Source organism: Hymenobacter elongatus (assembly GCF_004745955.1).
GTDB classification, from domain to species: domain Bacteria; phylum Bacteroidota; class Bacteroidia; order Cytophagales; family Hymenobacteraceae; genus Hymenobacter; species Hymenobacter elongatus.
In genome coordinates, this window is the sequence record NZ_SRLD01000001.1 from 192,180 (window position 1) to 206,914 (window position 14,735).

The 14,735-nt window shown below is 60.2% G+C and carries 16 protein-coding genes; 5 read left to right on the forward strand and 11 right to left on the reverse strand.

The window, feature by feature from the left end; genetic code table 11:
• Nucleotides 1-4: 4 nt before the first annotated feature.
• Entirely contained in the window at nt 5-1,213 is a 1,209-nt protein-coding gene (locus tag E5J99_RS00820) for a formylglycine-generating enzyme family protein (RefSeq protein WP_135495818.1), read from the forward strand.
• Nucleotides 1,214-1,363: 150 nt separating this feature from the next.
• Here E5J99_RS00820 and E5J99_RS00825 read toward each other — a convergent pair whose 3' ends face one another.
• Entirely contained in the window at nt 1,364-2,341 is a 978-nt protein-coding gene (locus E5J99_RS00825; protein WP_135495819.1) for an alpha/beta fold hydrolase, read from the reverse strand.
• A gap of 145 nt (nt 2,342-2,486) precedes the next feature.
• The gene (locus E5J99_RS00830; RefSeq protein WP_135495820.1) at nt 2,487-2,945 is read right to left on the reverse strand and encodes a peroxiredoxin; all 459 of its coding nucleotides are present in this window, start codon (nt 2,943-2,945) and stop codon (nt 2,487-2,489) included.
• Between the two features lie 192 nt (nt 2,946-3,137).
• Here E5J99_RS00830 and E5J99_RS00835 point away from each other — a divergent pair, with 192 nt between their 5' ends.
• Genes E5J99_RS00835 through E5J99_RS00845 form a run of 3 tightly spaced genes read left to right on the forward strand, consistent with a single transcriptional unit; the run spans nt 3,138 to nt 6,728 of the window.
• Nucleotides 3,138-3,845, forward strand: a complete 708-nt coding sequence (locus tag E5J99_RS00835) for a glycosyltransferase family 2 protein (RefSeq protein ID WP_135495821.1) — start codon at nt 3,138-3,140, stop codon at nt 3,843-3,845.
• Nucleotides 3,846-3,894: 49 nt separating this feature from the next.
• Nucleotides 3,895-5,370: a cellulose synthase family protein gene (locus tag E5J99_RS00840; RefSeq protein WP_135495822.1), complete on the forward strand. Its 1,476-nt coding sequence runs from the start codon at nt 3,895-3,897 to the stop codon at nt 5,368-5,370.
• Entirely contained in the window at nt 5,367-6,728 is a 1,362-nt protein-coding gene (locus E5J99_RS00845; RefSeq protein ID WP_135495823.1) for a hypothetical protein, read from the forward strand. Before E5J99_RS00840 ends, E5J99_RS00845 begins: the two co-directional genes overlap by 4 nt.
• Before the next feature lie 53 nt (nt 6,729-6,781).
• On the opposite strand, the gene E5J99_RS00850 is transcribed toward E5J99_RS00845, so the two are convergent.
• The 9 genes from E5J99_RS00850 to E5J99_RS00885 form a co-directional block, all read right to left on the reverse strand.
• Nucleotides 6,782-7,630 carry a hypothetical protein gene (locus E5J99_RS00850; protein WP_135495824.1) on the reverse strand — a complete coding sequence of 283 codons (849 nt, stop codon included), beginning with the start codon at nt 7,628-7,630 and terminating at the stop codon, nt 6,782-6,784.
• A 127-nt stretch (nt 7,631-7,757) separates the two neighbouring features.
• A complete protein-coding gene (locus E5J99_RS00855; protein WP_135495825.1) occupies nt 7,758-8,351 on the reverse strand; it encodes a TIGR04282 family arsenosugar biosynthesis glycosyltransferase in 594 nt (197 codons plus the stop codon).
• 41 nt (nt 8,352-8,392) lie between these two features.
• Complete coding sequence (locus E5J99_RS00860; RefSeq protein ID WP_135495826.1) at nt 8,393-8,911, reverse strand: rhodanese-like domain-containing protein; 519 nt, start codon at nt 8,909-8,911, stop codon at nt 8,393-8,395.
• A gap of 24 nt (nt 8,912-8,935) precedes the next feature.
• Nucleotides 8,936-9,985: an arsenosugar biosynthesis radical SAM (seleno)protein ArsS gene (gene arsS, locus E5J99_RS00865; protein ID WP_135495827.1), complete on the reverse strand. Its 1,050-nt coding sequence runs from the start codon at nt 9,983-9,985 to the stop codon at nt 8,936-8,938.
• A 108-nt stretch (nt 9,986-10,093) separates the two neighbouring features.
• Nucleotides 10,094-10,432 (reverse strand): arsenosugar biosynthesis-associated peroxidase-like protein, encoded by a 339-nt coding sequence (locus tag E5J99_RS00870; RefSeq protein ID WP_135495828.1) that lies wholly within the window; start codon nt 10,430-10,432, stop codon nt 10,094-10,096.
• Between the two features lie 240 nt (nt 10,433-10,672).
• Nucleotides 10,673-11,080, reverse strand: coding sequence for a heme NO-binding domain-containing protein (locus tag E5J99_RS00875; protein ID WP_135495829.1), 408 nt, complete (start codon nt 11,078-11,080; stop codon nt 10,673-10,675).
• Between the two features lie 12 nt (nt 11,081-11,092).
• Complete coding sequence (locus tag E5J99_RS21970) at nt 11,093-11,218, reverse strand: hypothetical protein (protein ID WP_262712955.1); 126 nt, start codon at nt 11,216-11,218, stop codon at nt 11,093-11,095.
• 143 nt (nt 11,219-11,361) lie between these two features.
• Nucleotides 11,362-12,219 carry an anti-sigma factor gene (locus E5J99_RS00880; RefSeq protein ID WP_135495830.1) on the reverse strand — a complete coding sequence of 286 codons (858 nt, stop codon included), beginning with the start codon at nt 12,217-12,219 and terminating at the stop codon, nt 11,362-11,364.
• Nucleotides 12,220-12,221: 2 nt separating this feature from the next.
• On the reverse strand, nt 12,222-12,779 hold the full coding sequence (locus tag E5J99_RS00885; RefSeq protein ID WP_317128807.1) for an RNA polymerase sigma factor: 558 nt from the start codon (nt 12,777-12,779) through the stop codon (nt 12,222-12,224).
• Between the two features lie 237 nt (nt 12,780-13,016).
• On the opposite strand from E5J99_RS00885, the gene E5J99_RS00890 reads away from it, so the two are divergent.
• Nucleotides 13,017-14,414 (forward strand): NAD-dependent succinate-semialdehyde dehydrogenase, encoded by a 1,398-nt coding sequence (locus E5J99_RS00890; protein WP_135495831.1) that lies wholly within the window; start codon nt 13,017-13,019, stop codon nt 14,412-14,414.
• Nucleotides 14,415-14,735 lie beyond the last annotated feature (321 nt).

Here is a 14,735-nt window from a genome sequence, read left to right on the forward strand (position 1 = left end):
CTTCATGCGACGCTTTAAGTATATACGGTTTGTGCTGCTGGTGGTGCTGGGCGGACTTGCGGGCTGCCAGGCTGCCCTCATTCGCTACCAATTTCCCGCGCCCTCGCTCGGCACCTTGCCAACCAGCGCCCACCCTGGTACCTACAGCGCCCAGACCGCCGTACCCGTGCAGTACTGGAGTGCCGAGCAGCTGCAACAACTCCTCGACGCCGACGCCGATGGCACCGCCGCCCGCCCCGTGGGCCCGCCCCGCCCCGCCTTGCCCTACCGGGGGTTTTCCGATGCCCGAGTGGTTGGACTCAGGTTTGCGGCCGATACGGCTACCGTGGCCCTGGCCCGCCTGAACGCGCTGCCGCTGCCCAGCCCCAAGATTCAGCAGGCCGAAAATGAAGGCGTGATTCCGCCGGGTGTCGTCTGGATCGGGGACCGGTTTCAGATGGATGAGGTGGAAGTGCCCAACGTAGAATGGCAGACCTTTTTGCACAGCCTGGAACAGACTGCCGCCGCCCCCGATATCAAACTTTACTTGCCCGACTCGACGGTGCAGCCTGTGCGCGGCTATTTCACCAATCCGTTTTACCGCCTGTATCCCGTGGTAGGCATCAGCTACGAGCAGGTGCTGGAATACTGCCGCTGGCGCAGCCGCACCGTCACCAAGATTCTAAATGACAGCCGGGGCATCCGCAGTCCGAAAGACCCCGACTATGTGCGCGCCACGTACCGCCTGCCAACCGAAGCCGAATGGGAATTCGCGGCCCGCTACGGCACCCGGCTGCCCTACGGCTACGAGGTTTCGACGGCAGAGGTGAACGTGAATCCGCAAGCGGCCGACTATCTGCGGCAGCGGTCGGGCAGTCCGAATTCGGTGGCTCAGATCCGTAAAGACATTCAGGCTTTCAACCGGCAGCGGTCCGAAATCGTGATGTTTAACTGCCGCCGCGAAGCTCCTTATTTCCTGGCGGCTTCTACGCCCAGCTACGTCTACGATTTGCCCGTCAACGGCCTGGGGCTCTACCACATCACCGGCAACGTAGCCGAGCTGGTGCAGGAACAGGGCATTACCAAGGGCGGCAGCTACCAGGACCGGCTGTCGGCGTGCGCTATTCAGGAGTGCGGCAGCTACCAGGGCCCGGCCGCTCACATCGGTTTCCGGGCCGTTTGCGACCTGGAGTTCCCGAATCAGGCTCCGCTGGCTTCATCGCGCAAACCGTAAAACCACCAGCTTTACCTACTCATCTATCCGAACAGCAGCAGTTTACACCTGCATCCATGCGCTTTAGCTTACTGTGCTGTTTGTGAAGCTGTGTAGGAAGTCCGTCGAACGTCCTGCTCATCTGGCGTCCGCGCAGCAGTCGGTTAACTTTTACCTTAGAAACGCCAGCAAGGCTTTATAGAACTGCGCCGGTGCTTCCAGGTGCGGAATATGACCGACCTTCTCCAACGACACCAGCTTGGCACCTTTAATCTGGGCGGCGGTGCGGCGGCCCAGCTCCGGATACTGGCCCATCGTAGCTACTATTTTAGGATCTTTAATCAACCCTTTGCCGACCACCGTGCGGTCGGCCTGCCCGATAATGAGCAGCGTGGGCACCTGCAGCCGACTGAACTCGTAGCGCACGGGCTGCTGGTAAATCATGTCGAAAGTCAGGGCATTGGCGCGGGCTACGGTAGCAAAGTCGGGGCTTTTGGCTTGGGCGGCCAGTGGTAGCAGCCACTCATCATGGGCCAGGGGGTAGCCGTTGGGATAATAGGTGGCGTGGTATTTCCGGATGCTTTCCTCAGTGCTTTTGCGCTCGGTGGCCTCCGCCTGGTCGATGGTCTGGAAGGGTACGCCCATCCGGTAGTCTTCCAGGCCAATCGGATTTTCGAGGACTAACTTTTCGGTGGCTTCGGGGTAGAGCAGCGCAAAGCGTGTGGCCAGCATACCGCCCATGCTATGCCCCACGATGATGGCCTTGCGCACGCCCAACGTGTCGAGCAGGTGCTTGGTGTGGCGGGCCAGCTGGTGAAAAGAATAGTGCAGATCCGGCTTGTCGGATTTACCAAACCCCACCTGATCGGGAACCACCACGCGGAAGCCCGCCGCCGCCAGCACCTTGATAGTTTCGCGCCAGTACGCCCCAAAGAAGTTTTTGCCATGCAGCAGCACCGCCGTGCGGCCGTTGCCGGGTGCCGTGGCCGGTACATCCATGTAGGCCATGCGCACGACCTGCCCTTCCTGCTTCAGCGGCAGATACTGCACCGGAAACGGGTACTCGTACCCGTCGAGCGTGGCGTTGCGGGTGGTTTGCGCCAAGACCGGAGCCGAAACGAACAGCGTAAGCAGCAGCAGAATTCTCATAACGACTTATCCGGTTAGGCTTGCTGCGCGAACAGCTAAAAAACTTTTACACAGCGTAGAGACACGACGCGCAAACCAGGAATACGGCTGTAAAAGCGTGTTTGGCGTTCTGACGCATGCGTCAGAACGCCAAACACGCTCGTAGCTACTCAGCCAATCCCTGCAATACTTTTTTGGCGTTGCTCACGTGGTCGGTAGCGCCGCCCAGCGAGTTGAAAATGTACTGAATGACGCCGTTTTTGTCAATCACGAACGTGACGCGGCCGGGTAGTATTCCTAACAGCGCCCGGGGTACCTCGTAGAGCTTGCGCACCCGCCCGCCAATGTCGGCCAGCAGGGGAAACGGCAGCCGATGCTTCTGCGTGAACTTCTGATGCGACGACTCCGAGTCGGAGCTGACGCCCACGACTTCCGCGCCCAGATCCTGAAAATCCTCGTACTGGTCGCGGAACGAGCAGGCTTCGGCCGTGCACCCGGGCGTGTCGTCTTTGGGATAGAAATAGAGCACGATACTGCGCTGCCCCCGCTGGTCGGCGAGGCGAAAGGTGTCGCCGGAGGTAGTTTTGAGAGTAAAATCGGGAGCTTGGTCGCCAACTTGAAGCATGAACGTAGGAGTAAGAGGAAGATGAAAACAGCCAGTAAACAATTCGGCCGGCCGAAAGGTAGAACAGCGGCGGCTTCTTAAACGGATAACCGCGCCGATGGTGCATCTTTGCACTCAGTTTAGTACTCTGCTGCTGTAGCGGCTTTTCCCTTTTCGGGTTGTCGCGGCGCTGCCGTGCTTCCTACCTGCTTCATGCCCGATTCCTCCGCGCCGCTCATTCACGTCATCATCCCGGCCTACAACGAAGAACAGTCCATTGCGCACGTTCTGGCCGAAATTCCGGTGGGGCTGGTGGCGGAAGTCATCGTGGTCGACAACAACTCCGGCGACAAAACCGCAGAGGTGGCCCGGGCCGCCGGGGCCACGGTGCTGCGCGAAAACCGGCCCGGCTATGGCTACGCCTGCCTCTGCGGCATGACCTACAGCTTCGACCGGCCGCTGGCCGAGCAACCCGCCATCATCGTGTTTCTCGACGGCGACTATTCCGATTACCCGGCCGAAATGCGGGCCGTAGTAGCACCCTTGCTGCGCGATGAGGCCGATATGGTGATTGGCTCCCGGGCACTGGGCGAGCGGGAAAGCGGCTCGATGATGCCTCAGCAAATCTTTGGCAACTGGCTGGCCACCAACCTACTGAACCGCCTCTATGGCGTGCGCTACACCGACTTGGGTCCGTTTCGAGCCATTCGGGCGGAGGCGCTGAAAAAACTGCGGATGGAGGATAAAACGTATGGCTGGACCGTGGAAATGCAGCTTAAGGCCGCCAAGCACCACCTCCGAACCCAGGAAGTGCCCGTCCGCTACCGCCGCCGCATCGGCGTCTCGAAAGTATCGGGCACAGTAAAGGGCACACTAGGTGCCGGCTACAAGATTTTGTGGACGATTTTCAAGTATTTGTAGCCCACGCTACGCGCTTCGCTTTGACTAGTACCTTGCCTTCGTATTTCGCATGAGAGAGCTGGAAATCCTGCTTCTGGTTCTCTATGGCCTGTGCCTCGTTTTTATTCTGGGTTTCAGCCTCACGCAGCTGCACCTCACCCGCCTGGCCCGGCGCGCCTACCAGCGCCCAACGGCCCCGCCGCCCGCCGCCCCGCTCCACTGGCCCCGCGTGACGGTGCAGCTCCCCATCTACAACGAAATGTATGTGGTGGAGCGCATCATTGCGGCCGCCGCCCGCCTCGACTACCCGGCCAACAGGCTGCATATCCAGGTGCTCGACGACTCGACCGACGAAACCGTGGCGCTGGCCGCCGCCCAAGTAGCGCACTTTCGCCGCCTGGGTCTGCGCATCGACCATGTGCGCCGCCCTACCCGTGAGGGCTATAAGGCCGGCGCCCTGGCCCACGGCCTGCAGGAAACCGATGGTGAGTTCGTGGCCATCTTCGACGCCGACTTCGTACCCGAGCCTGATTTCCTGCGGCGCACCATTCCCCATTTCACATCCCCGAAAACCGGAGTGGTCCAAACCCGCTGGACTCACCTGAACGAAGACTACTCGCTGCTCACCGAGCTGCAGGCCTTCGGGCTGAACGCCCACTTTCTCATCGAGCAGGTAGGCCGTAGTCTGGGTGGGCATTTTATCAACTTCAATGGTACCGGAGGCGTGTGGCGGCAGCAGTGCATCGAGGATGCCGGGGGCTGGCAGGCCGACACCCTTACCGAGGACCTCGACCTGAGCTACCGGGCCCAGCTCCGGGGCTGGCAGTTCACCTACTTACCCTTCGTGCAGGCTCCCGCCGAGCTGCCCGCCGCCCTGGACGCCCTGAAGTCGCAGCAGTACCGCTGGACCAAGGGCGCGGCCGAAACAGCCCGCAAGCATTTGGGCAAGGTGGTGCGCTCCGAGCAGAAGTTCAGCACCAAGCTGCACGCGGTATTTCATTTGCTCAACAGCACCGTGTTTGTAGCCATCTTGCTAATGGCGGTGCTGAGTGTGCCGCTGGTCTTTATCCGGGAGTACATTCCTGAATTCAAGCCTGTTTTCCGGTTAGCTTCCGTCTGCATTCTGGGCTTTCTGCCGCTGACGTACTACTTCTACACCGCCTGGCGGCTCGACCACCCCACGACACCCGTAGTACACTTCCTGCCCCGGTTTGTGCTGTTTCTGGCCGTTTCGATGGGTCTGTCGCTGCATAATACCCGTGCGGTGCTGGCAGGACTGGCCCGGAAGCCCTCCGCTTTCATCCGGACCCCCAAAACCGGGGTGCTTCGGGGCCAGCGCAACGGGGCAGGTATTCGCCGCTACCGCACCGGTGGCCTCACGGGTTTCACTATCGTGGAAGGATTGCTGGCGCTTTACTTCCTGTTTGGCCTGGGCACCGGCGTGTATTTTGGCAACTACGGGCTGCTGCCATTTCATGGCCTGCTCACGCTTGGCTTCGGCTTCGTGTTCTATTATTCTCTCCGGCACCGCCGCGCCGCGCCATGAAACCCCGGCCTTCCGCCGCCCAGCTCACGGCCATCCTCGTTAGTCTTGGGGCATATGGGCTGCTGGCCTATGCCACGCCCCGCCAGCACTTTGGGGCACTCATTTGTCTGTACTCCCTGGCTTTCGGCGGCTATTTCTGGCTGCTGTGGCGGCCACTGCCGCTACGCTATGGCCTGGCCCTGGCTCTGGCAGGCCGCTTGCTGTGGCTCCCGGCGCTACCGGCGCTATCCGACGACTACTTTCGGTTTCGCTGGGACGGCACGCTGGTAGCCGCGGGCCACAATCCGTACCTGCACCGCCCCGATGAATTGGTAGCGGCCCAGCCCCGAGCAAATGCAGACACGGTACCCCTTGGCTCCTTATCAGCCGCCGCCACCGGACAGCTGTATGCGCGACTGAATTCGCCACACTATTATTCGGTGTATCCGCCGGTTTGCCAAGCGCTGTTCGGTGTAGCCAGCGCGCTGGCTTCCGGCAGTGAAAGAGGATTTGTGCTGGTACTGCGCTTATTGCTGCTGGCCGCCGAAGCGGCCACGGCCGCACTACTTCTGGCGTTGCTGCGGCGTTTTGGCCTGCCCGCCCAACGGGCGCTGTGGTATATCCTCAATCCGCTGGTTATCATTGAGCTGACGGGCAATCTACATTTCGAGGCCGTGGTTATTTGCGGAATCCTGGCGGCTTTTTGGGGGTTAGCGCACCACTACCGGGCGCTTTCGGCCGGAGCCCTGGCCGGAGCCGTAGCTACCAAGTTCCTGCCATTGCTGCTGCTGCCGCTGCTTATTCGGCGGCTGGGCTGGCGGCGGTTTTTGCACTACGGCGCTGTGCTGGCACTGGTGCTGGCAGCGCTTTTCGCGCCGTTTCTTTCCGCCGCTCTGCTTCACAACCTGGGCGCTAGCCTGGAGCTGTATTTCCACACCTTCGAGTTCAACGCCAGCCTGTATTACCTGCTGCGGGCCGGGGGCTACTGGCTCACGGGCTACAACCAGATTGCGCGGCTGGGCACGGCGCTGGCCGCCGCTACGGCTGTGTATGCCCTGGCAGTGGCGGCAGTGGAAAATCGCCCGACCCTGGCCACGCTGCCCCGGGCCCTGCTGTTCACGCTCACGGGCTATTTCGCCTTCGCTACCACCGTGCACCCCTGGTATCTGACGACGCTGGTGGCGCTGAGCGTTTTCACCCGCTACCGCTACGTGCTGGTCTGGTCGGCCCTGATTCCGTTGTCGTACGCTACGTATCAAACTGCAGCGTACACGGAAAACCTGTGGCTGACGGGCCTGGAATACGGCCTTGTAGCAGCTGTGCTGCTGTGGGAGCTACGCCGGCCAACGGCTAGGCTGGCTCTACCAACGCAGCCTTAAAGCCTATCCACACAGGCTAAATAAGAACGGTCATGCTTTATCTGGATAGCCTCTTAGTGCGTCCAGTAGGCATAGCGCCGCACCGTTTTAAGCTGCAGCGTACGGCCGTCCCAGGTCGTTTGTCGGAGCAACACGTTGGGGTACTTACGGGCAAACCAGTAGGTATTTTTCTTCTGCTTGTCCAAGGTCACACTCACGCGCCAAGCCGGTTGCGCAGTTTCTGAGGCTGTTGCTTCCGCCACCCGCACCTGAGCCTGGTAGCTCGCGGGCACCGCCGCTTTGCTGGTTTGCTGCAGCTCGAAAATGGTAGCAGCAAAGGTCGGCTTGGCTTCGAAGCGCAGAGCCCGCAGCGTATAGGGTAGCGCATCCTCAAACAGGGCATCACGGCGCAGCTGCCGCTGCCCGGCTCCCTGCCCATCCCAGTACGAGTTATAGGTTTGGCTATACTGTTCGCCATCGTCGGCAAGGGCTTTAAAGGTAGCGCCGCACCACTCCTGCGAGGAAGTGGTGAGCTTGTGCAGGGCTACGGGCTGGTCGCGGCGGAAAAACAGCGACGTCAGAAAATGATAGGGATACTGGTCGGTGGGAATGCGGCAAAACTGGTTGACCTTCATCACCGGAAACATATCGGGGCGCTGGTAGCTGTCGGTTTTTACGTTGAACTCCTGGTTGAATTCCTCCTTTACCGTTATCTGGGTGTAGTCGAAGCGGCGCTTCTTCGCATAGATAACCCGCTCAGCCTCATAGGTCGCTACCTCCGCCAAACCATCTTCCCAAAGCTTATCCATGGCCCATTGTGGATTGAAATGGGGTTGCAAGCCACTCAGGGCATTCGAAAACGACTGGCCGGCCTTCGCTGCGCCCCGCTTCGGCTCATCTTGGGAAGAGCAGTCTGGCAGCATAAGTAACGCCCCGGCTAACAGCGGCAAAAGGACGGGTTTTCTGAAAGGAAGCACGGGCATGAGTCGGGGTGGAGTGAACAAGCGCTACAATATGGGCAAACGTCGGCCATGTTTCCGCCATTCCGCTTTAGTGCCCGGCCCGCCAGGCCGCCAGGTCGGCCGCCGTGTCGATGTCCCGCAGCCGGGGCAGCTGGTGCACCCGCAGATTCAGCCGCCGGGCGTCGGCCAGCAGCTCAGCCAGCACGGAAGCCGTGCTCCAAATCTTATCCTGGAAAAACGCGGCGTGCAACTTCTGCATCCCGAGCAGATAGTAGCCGCCATCGGCCGCCGGACCCACTACCACGTCGTGCGTCTGGAGTGTTTCGAATGCTTGGGTTAGATGGTCGGCGGCTAAATCGGGACAGTCGGTGCCGATGATGACGGCGGCAGTGGCTCCATGGGCGAAGCTGTGCGCGAAGGCCGCCTGCATCCTGGCTCCCAGGTCGGAGCCATTTTGCAGGTGCTGCGCGTAGCCGGGCCAGAATTCCGGGTTGGCCTCGGGCTGTGCTTCAGCCAGCCACACCGCTTTGTGCACGGGCAGGGCAGCGGTAGCCGCGTGCGTGTGGGCCAGCAGCTCGACGTACACCGCCAGGGCAGCCGGGTCGCCGATGGTCTGAGCCAGCCGGGTCTTCACGCGGCCAAGCTCCGGGTGCCGGGCGAAAATAAGCAGGTGCTGATCCAAGCGCTACTAGTGGATACGAGCTGGCACGTAAGCAGCTCCGGTTACTGATACACTTTGTTTCCCCGCGTCAGCCACGGGCTCCACAAAGCGGAATACGGATGTACGTTCTGGGTTTTGCCGTGGTGGTTGTACACCGTCCGGCCTTCGTTTACCCACTGAAAAATGCCGCCATACAGGTTCCGGACGTTCTTGAACCCCAGCGCCTGCAGCCGCTCGCCCACCCGCTCACTGCGGTAGCCTACCGAACAGTATACTACCACTTTCCGGTCGCGTGGCACGTCGGCAAACGTGGCCTGCTCATACTGGTCGAAGTCGACAAAGCGGGCTCCGCGCAAGTGACTCACGCCGTACTCAGCCGGCGTGCGGGTGTCGAGCAGCAGAATAGTACTGGGGCTTTTGCGCAGCTCCTGCGCCAGCGTGGCCGGCTGAACGGTAGGCACCGTTTCGCGGTACAGGGTGCGCAGCAGCTGGTCGTAGGCCGGGCTTTGCCCCGCCGGAGCATCCTGGCCGCAGGCCGACAGCGTGAACAGCCACAATATACCACTAGCGAATCGTTTCATGCGTTATCAGAATTATCCGAGTGCTCAGGTGGTAGCACCGCCGCAGCTGGAGCCCGCGCCCGCCGTGCAGCCGTAGCAGTGCTGATTGACGACAATGGACCGCTCGTTGAGCGCCGCCAGGTCGAAGTCGCGGATGTGTTGCGGGGCCCGGCCGTCTACCAGCAGATCCAGCTGCTGGTTGAAGTCGCAGTCGTAGAGCTGCCCGTCCCAGCCGATGGAAAGTGTGCTGCGGCACATTACATTAGCCGCCGCCACCGGGTTGTAGGCCTGCACGAGCTTATCCAGATAGGATTCGTAATTGCCGCTGTCGAGCAGATATTCCAGGAAGCGGCTGATGGGCAGGTTGGTAATGGTCAGCAGGCTGTTGAACACCACGCCGTGCTCCCGCACCAGTCGCTGCTTGAACTCCCGCTCCAGCGCCGCCTGATTGCCCGGCAAAAAGGCTCCCGAAGGATTATACACCAAGTCCAGCGACAAGCCCGTACCCTCTACGCCGTAGCCCGCCTCATTCAGCATGCGCAGCGCCTTGATAGAGCGGCCAAATACGCCTTCGCCCCGCTGGGCATCGGTGCGCACGGCCGAGAAGTGCGGCAGCGACGACACTACCCGCACCCGGTGCCGGGCAAAAAATTCGGGCAGGTCGTAATACTTGGGGTTGGCCACGATAATGGTCAGATTGCAGCGCACGATTACTTCGCGGCCCAAGGCCGAAATCTGCTCGACAAACCAGCGGAAATCCGGGTTCATCTCCGGGGCGCCACCCGTCAGATCTACCACCTCAATAGGTGTTTGCCGCAACGCATCCAGGCACTGCTGCATGGTGGCGCGGGTCATAATCTCGGTGCGGTCGGGGCCGGCATCGACGTGGCAGTGCCGGCAGGTCTGGTTGCACATCTTACCCACGTTCACCTGCATCACCGTAATGCCCGTGGGCCGCAAAGGCAACAGCCCTGCTTCGCGCAGACGCGTGGCAAATAGCGGCTGGTGCGCGCCTTCCACTTCGGCCTGGGTAAGCACGGTAAGCTGGTAGCCGGTATCGGCCAACGGGTGGTGCTGAGCGTGCAGGGATTTCATACGCGGAGTCAGTGAGTAGCTTGGTGGAGGCGTGGTTCAGTGCAGCTGGTAAGTTACTGCCCGGTGGCAAGCAAAAGCACCGAACCACGCCCTCACAAAAGCACCGATTTACATAGATAATTCTTTGGCTTTGTTCATCATCTGCACACTGTGTACCAGCGCTGCCCCACCCTTGATGGCGGCGGCTACATGCACCGCTTCCATCATCTGGGCTTCGTCGGCACCTTTTTGGAGCGAATCAGTGGTGTAGGCGTCAATGCAATACGGGCACTGCACGGCGTGTGCCACGGCCAAAGCAATCAGGGACTTTTCGCGCTCGGTCAGGGCGCCGTCCTTGAACACTTCGCCGTAGTAATCGAAGAACTTACGGCCCATTTCGGGCTGCCATTCCGTGATGTTGCCAAACTTGGCCAGGTCGGCGGGATTGTAATACGTTGCTTTTTCCATGGTGGCACAAAGGTAAATCGGACCAGAGCCGGCCCGAAACGGTACAACAAACAAAGACAGGAAATACTGGTCAGAAACTCTTTCGCATCGACTTCTAGAGCAGCTTTCAGGTTGGTGTACGAATTGTAGAGACGCGACCCTTCGCGTCTCCTGTTCGCGCCGGGCAACGAGTGTCGTGCAACGCGGAGACGTGAAGGGTCGCGTCTCTACAGCACCCCGTATAGCAACTTGCGAACCACTCTAGATGGAGCACTGCCGCACCCGGATAACGACTTTTTCCTCGTTCTCGCTGGTTAGCGGCTCCACTTCAATTTCTCCGGCTTGGTCAAAATAAACGGCCAGGCCCCGAATAATACCTACCGCCAAGGCCCCCATGCGGCGCTCCGACTCGTAGCGCACCTCCAACTCCGTGGCTGACAGCCGCGTGACGTGCAGCACGGGTGGACGCGTGCCGAGGGCATCGCGCCGTACGGCACCGTGCATGGCTTCCTCAGTGTGCTCTATCATTTCCAGCGTGCCCCATTCGGGGCGCACATAGCGCTTGTACACCAGCATCAGGTCGGGTACCAGAAACTCGCCGAATGCCTCCTGTAATTGCCCGGCCGCACTACCCGTCATGGCGGCTGCCTGCCCTATTAGCGCGTACATGTCGTCGTCGGGCTACACCTCGCCCATGTCGAAGTCGGCACTGCGCAGGCCGGAAAGCTCGGTCAGCTTGAGCCAGGTACTATAGTCGTAGCGAGTTTGAACGAAACGCTTCAGCAGATTGAAGATGGAGCCGTGCACGGGAGAGGTAAAAAGAGTTGCTGCTACCAATACAACCAGAACAGAGTTTGAGTTACCTCTTGTTCATATTTGTAGTGGTAGCAGCAAGGCACCGGCAAAAACCGGCTTCTTCTATTTTCTTGCAACCAGGGTACAGTCGCCGCTTAGAATTTTCCTAATACAGTCATCGTCGACAGAGTAGGATTTTCACTGCCCCCGGCGGGCTCTATCGTCATGGCGAAGGCCTCGGCGCTGGCAATGTCCTTCATTTGCTGCAGACTGTCGCCGGCGGTAGTGGTGGTGGCCAGCATGCCGGCATCCACGGGCTTGCCTTTGTCCAAGGCCCAGAGCTGATACTGCTTGCCTTCGGGCAGGGTGGGCAGGTTGCGCACATCCACATACACGGCCTTCGTGGCCTTGTTGTAAAATATACGAGCTTTAGCTTCGGGCGCAGCCGGAGTACCGGCCAGCTCGAGGGCGCTGAACTGCTCGTTGCGTAGCACGGCCAGCTCCTGCGTGCGGGTGTCAAGCCGCTTTTCTACGGCCTGCATCGTGGTAGCCACCCGCGACTGATCGGCTTGTATAGCAACCAGCTGCGTTTCACTTTGCTGCCAGCGGTTGTACAATATCAGGTTGGCGGCGGCGCTTAGCACCAGAAGGGCTACCGAAGCCGCCATCATCCAATTGAATCGGGATTCTGCTGCTTCTTCGGGCGCTGCAGCCGACGCAATGGACCGTACTACGGCTTCCGGCGCGGCAGCTGCCAGTACTGGCGCAGCTGCGGGAGTTTCCCGGATAGCCGCCTGCCAGCCCGACAGCACCCGTTCGCGCATCCCGGCGGGTGGCGTTTGGGTGTGCGCTTCGGCATACGCCTCCAGCCCTTGTTGAATAAAGGTTAGCTCCTGCCGAACTTCTGGATGTTCGGCAGCGTAGCGTTCTACTGCGGCGCACTGTGCCTCATCGAGTACGCCTAAGGCGTATTCTTCCAGAATACCGGATTCGATATATTCCTGCGTGTTCACGGCTATCGAATCAATTTTGCAAGTACTTTGATGGCCGCCCGGGCCCGGGTTTTCACCGTACCCAGCGGCAGGTTGAGTTCTTCAGCCACTTCGCTTTGTGTAAATCCGCCAAAATAAAGCAGGTCAATGATTTGCTTCTGCTCAGGGTTGAGCTTGTTCGTCATTTCCTGCAGACCAATGTGCTCAGGGCGGAACGTGGGTGTCGCGGCCTGGCGCAGCGCGGCACTTTCCTCTAGTGGCTGCGTGCGACTACCTACGCGGTACTGTCGAGACCGGATTTTGTCGATTGCTAAATTGCGCGAAACATTTAGTACCCAGGTAAAAAGCCGGCCTTTATCAGCGTCATACGACTGAAAAGAGTTCCAGATTTTGACCAGGCTTTCCTGCAGCACGTCTTCGGCAATTTCCTCCCGCTTCACGATACGTAGGATGACGCCATATAATGCCGTTGCATACTTGTCGTAAAACAACGTCATGGCTGACTCATCCCGGTCGCGCAGCCGCTGCACGAGCAACTCTTCGGAGGTGGATGTCGGTGATTCAGGAGTGGTGTGAGACACAGAGAACAACTATGGAAAGGCCGACAGCACGCTGTCTACGCGCCAAGGATGGGACGAAAGTACACTATAAACCTTATTTCATGGCAACCCGCTTTCTTGGTCGGGCGAGCAGAAGCTACGGCAACCACCCGGTGAGCGTGAAATTGCCCCTTGCTTCCGTAGATCGAAAACCTTGTTGTGCGTAACAGTAGGCACTGCCCGTTGTTTATCCCTCTTCCCCCCTCCTTTTGCTTTTCTATGGCCATCGAATCAATCAATCCTTATACCGGCCGGGTACTGCGGCGCTTTCGGGCTTTCTCCTGGGCCAAAACCGAGCGAATTCTGGCGCAGGCGTCCCGGGCGGCAACCTCCTGGCCCCGAACCACTTTCGCGGAGCGCAGCAGTCTGATGCACCGCGCCGCCGCCCTGCTGCGCGAGCGGCAGGACGAGCTGGCCCGCCTTATGGCCCTGGAAATGGGCAAGCCCGTAGCTGATGGACGGGCTGAAATCGAGAAGTGCGCCCTCACCTGCGACTATTATGCCGACCACGCCGCCGAGTTTTTGCGGGATGAGGAAGTCAGCACGGTGGCCCGGCGCAGCTTTATTGCCTACGAGCCCCTGGGCGTGGTGCTGGCCATTATGCCCTGGAACTTCCCGTTCTGGCAGGTTATCCGGTTTGCCGCCCCGGCCCTGATGGCTGGTAATGTGGCCTTGCTCAAGCACGCCTCCAACGTGCCCCAGTGCGCGCTGGCGCTGGAAAGCATCTTTCACGACGCCGGATTCCCACCCGCCACATTCCGAACCCTGCTCATTGGCTCCGACCTGGTAGAAAAGCTGCTGCAGGACGACCGGGTAATGGCCGCCACCCTCACCGGCAGCGAGCTGGCGGGCTCCAAAGTAGCCGCCACGGCGGGAGCCAACATCAAGAAAACCGTGTTGGAGCTGGGCGGCTCCGACCCATTTGTGGTGCTGGCGGATGCGGACCTGGAGCTGGCAGCCAAAACGGCGGCCCAGGCCCGCATGGTCAACGCGGGGCAAAGCTGCATTGCGGCCAAGCGCTTCATTGTTCACAAGTCCATCGTAAAGCCGTTTATCAGCCAGCTCAAAACCCACCTGCTGGCCCTGCGCACCGGCGACCCGCTCGACGCAGCCACCCAGTACGGCCCGCTGGCCCGCCCCGACCTGGCCGACGAGCTGACCAAGCAGGTAGAGGACTCGGTGAAGGCCGGCGCGAAAATAGAGTTGCACGGCGGGCAGTCGAAGCCGGGTACGGCCCTGTTTCGGCCCATGATTATTTCGGGGGTGAAGCCCAACCAGCCCGCGTACCACGAAGAGTTGTTCGGTCCCGTGGCCATTGTTCTGGAAGCCCGCGACGACGACGAGGCCGTGCGCCTGGCCAACGACTCGCGCTTCGGCCTGGGCGCTGCCATCTGGACGCGGGACCTTGCGCGCGGCGAAGCCCTGGCCCGCCGTATTGCGGCCGGAGCTGTGTTCGTGAATTCGATGGTGAAGTCGTCGCCCGAAATGCCGTTTGGCGGCATTAAGAAGTCGGGCTACGGCCGGGAGCTGTCTTACCTCGGCATCCGGGAGTTCGTCAACCAGAAAAGCGTCTGGATTGGTGGTGACGCGCCTGTGGCCAAGACAAAGGTGGAGTAGCCCGCAGCGGTGCCGGCACGACGCGGCCAACTGGTTTACCAGTAAGCCTGTTGATCCTGTAGAAATACACACAAATAGCACTGCTGAGCGCAGCCGAAATATCTCGCGTGCCCTAAGAGCCTGTGGACAGTAATCGGAAAAGCAGTCCTAAATGCTTGTTGAACGTCATGCTGAGCGAAGTCGAAGCATCTCGCGTGCGGTCGTTAGGTTACTACTCCTACGGCAGCACGCGAGATGCTTCGACTTCGCTCAGCAGGACGGCCTTTTTTCTTGCTCTCCACGCAGCCTAGTATATGACTACTCCTGCGGCAGAGAGGCCTC

Bases quoted from the DNA above. Each gene is read 5' to 3' on its own strand.
- E5J99_RS00870 (WP_135495828.1), bottom strand. From the start codon at position 10,432: ATGGAAAAAGCAACGTATTACAATCCCGCCGACCTGGCCAAGTTTGGC.
- E5J99_RS00830 (WP_135495820.1), bottom strand. From the start codon at position 2,945: ATGCTTCAAGTTGGCGACCAAGCTCCCGATTTTACTCTCAAAACTACC.
- E5J99_RS00845 (WP_135495823.1), top strand. From the start codon at position 5,367: ATGAAACCCCGGCCTTCCGCCGCCCAGCTCACGGCCATCCTCGTTAGT.
- E5J99_RS00820 (WP_135495818.1), top strand. From the start codon at position 5: ATGCGACGCTTTAAGTATATACGGTTTGTGCTGCTGGTGGTGCTGGGC.
- E5J99_RS00860 (WP_135495826.1), bottom strand. From the start codon at position 8,911: ATGAAACGATTCGCTAGTGGTATATTGTGGCTGTTCACGCTGTCGGCC.
- E5J99_RS00840 (WP_135495822.1), top strand. From the start codon at position 3,895: ATGAGAGAGCTGGAAATCCTGCTTCTGGTTCTCTATGGCCTGTGCCTC.
- arsS (WP_135495827.1), bottom strand. From the start codon at position 9,985: ATGAAATCCCTGCACGCTCAGCACCACCCGTTGGCCGATACCGGCTAC.
- E5J99_RS00850 (WP_135495824.1), bottom strand. From the start codon at position 7,630: ATGCTGCCAGACTGCTCTTCCCAAGATGAGCCGAAGCGGGGCGCAGCG.
- E5J99_RS00825 (WP_135495819.1), bottom strand. From the start codon at position 2,341: ATGAGAATTCTGCTGCTGCTTACGCTGTTCGTTTCGGCTCCGGTCTTG.
- E5J99_RS00835 (WP_135495821.1), top strand. From the start codon at position 3,138: ATGCCCGATTCCTCCGCGCCGCTCATTCACGTCATCATCCCGGCCTAC.
- E5J99_RS00890 (WP_135495831.1), top strand. From the start codon at position 13,017: ATGGCCATCGAATCAATCAATCCTTATACCGGCCGGGTACTGCGGCGC.
- E5J99_RS00875 (WP_135495829.1), bottom strand. From the start codon at position 11,080: ATGTACGCGCTAATAGGGCAGGCAGCCGCCATGACGGGTAGTGCGGCC.